Here is a 1,880-nt window from a genome sequence, read left to right on the forward strand (position 1 = left end):
GGCAATTAATCATCGTACTTCTAATGTGCTGGTTGTCAGGTTGTGCTCGCCTTGAATATGGCAACTTTACGCATGCTCCCATGGGTGCTTATGAACTGATGGCAAAAGATGCCGCAGCACAAATAGGGCATGTTTATCCGCCGGCGAAAAACCGGTTTCATTTGTCGCAAACAATTCGAGATCCCTTTGGCATGAAATTGATTGAGCTGCTACGACAGAAAGGATTTGGAGTCATTGAACAAAGCGCCACCCGATCAGAAGCCAATTTCTTTTATGTAGTCGATGAGCCGATACCGCCCCATTTATATCGGGTGAGCATTTTTGTAGGAAGCCAATCATTAAGCCGTGCCTATGGAATTCATAACGCAGTATTAGTGCCAATCAGTCCCTGGTCACGGAAGGAGTAATAAAGATGTCAAAGAACGATTTATTATCGGCAGAGCATTCCCCGAAGCAGTTAAATGCAAAGGGGGTTAAGCGTGTAAATAATATGCCCTTGATTATTTGTCTTGGGGTGTTCACCGTGTTTGTGCTGTTAATTGCTTTGGTTACCGTAAAAAGAGCCAATGCTCAAAATCATGCCTCTTCATTAACAGCCCCTAGAGAAGAATCAGGACAAAACAGCATGAGCATGGCTCATGATGTGGTGGGTAAACGCATCGCGGGGATTGTACCCTCAGCACAGGGTGTCATTAAAACAACAGAAACTATAAGCCTTCCTGTTGCGGTAGCGGATAACCTCGATGCGCCTCCCAGGCCTTATGTTGAAGAGCAAATTCCTGATGCAGAAATTGAGCGTATACGCCAAGAAAAAACCCAAAAATTTGAAGAGGCGGTGAACGCCAAAACGGTCATTGAGATTGATAAGGAGCGCCTCTTTGTTACACGAAAAAGCAATCGCGAAGAACTGCAATCAGACACAACGCATGTGCCAACCCCATTTCAAGAAAAATTAGCGGCGATTCGAGGACGGAATAAACAACAGACGGCCCAAACCCTTGGTGGCCGTGAAAATGAACTGCGTTGGCATTTAAATTCCACCCTGAAAAACCCAAATACGCCTTATGAGCTCAGTGCGGGCAGTGTCATTCCAGGTGTGATGGTGAGTAGTATTCGCTCCACCTTAGCAGGACAAATCATAGGCCAGGTTTCACAAAATGTGTATGACACGGCCACCGGGAAGCATCTCTTAATCCCTCAAGGAACCAAGGTGCTCGGACTTTATTCCAGCGATGTAGGTTATGGTCAAGATACCTTATTGGTTGCCTGGCAACGATTAACCTTTCCGGATGGAAGGAAACTGGATATCGGCTCAATGCCGGGTACAGACAGCGCGGGCATGACGGGTTTTCGTGACCAGGTAGACGCTCATTACACCCGAATTTTTGGCTCAGCGTTTTTGATGTCAGGAATTGTTGCCGGCATTTCCTACAGCCAAAATCAAAATCAGGGCAACAATGGGTTTAATAACCAGCCTACAGCAGGTAGTGTTTTAAGTCAGGCACTTGGGCAACAGTTAGGTGAGGTGACCGCACAAATGATTGCCAAAAACTTAAATGTGTCGCCCACCCTAAAAATTGGCACCGGTTATGAATTTAACATTATGGTTACCAAAGACTTGGTATTTAAAAAACCGTATCGCGTGTTCGATTATTAGTTAGTTTATGGAGTAAGTACAATGAAAATAAAAATAACGATGATGTGTTTGTGGGCTTGCAGCGTTTATTCCGATGGAGCTCCCGTTTTTGATTATATGAATTGGTTGGAAAACGCAAAGTCGGCACAAACTCAGCTTGATACCTATAAAAATCAAATGGCTCAGTATAATAATATGCTGGACAACACCAAATCGCTCACCACCTATCAATGGGATGATGCCA

2 protein-coding genes and 1 pseudogene are annotated in these 1,880 nt (G+C 44.7%); all 3 read left to right on the top strand.

Annotated elements, in window-relative coordinates:
• A partial coding sequence (locus tag ACQY7T_RS10945) for a conjugal transfer protein TrbH (protein WP_428413348.1) occupies positions 1-407 on the top strand: 407 nt, incomplete at its 5' end.
• A 5-nt stretch (positions 408-412) separates the two neighbouring features.
• Positions 413-1,657 (top strand): TrbI/VirB10 family protein, encoded by a 1,245-nt coding sequence (locus ACQY7T_RS10950; protein ID WP_428413350.1) that lies wholly within the window; start codon positions 413-415, stop codon positions 1,655-1,657.
• Positions 1,658-1,678: 21 nt separating this feature from the next.
• Positions 1,679-1,880 (top strand): annotated as a pseudogene (locus ACQY7T_RS10955) (P-type conjugative transfer protein TrbJ); the annotation flags it as partial.

This window comes from Legionella sp., assembly GCF_965140895.1.
Taxonomy (GTDB): Bacteria; Pseudomonadota; Gammaproteobacteria; order Legionellales; family Legionellaceae; genus Legionella.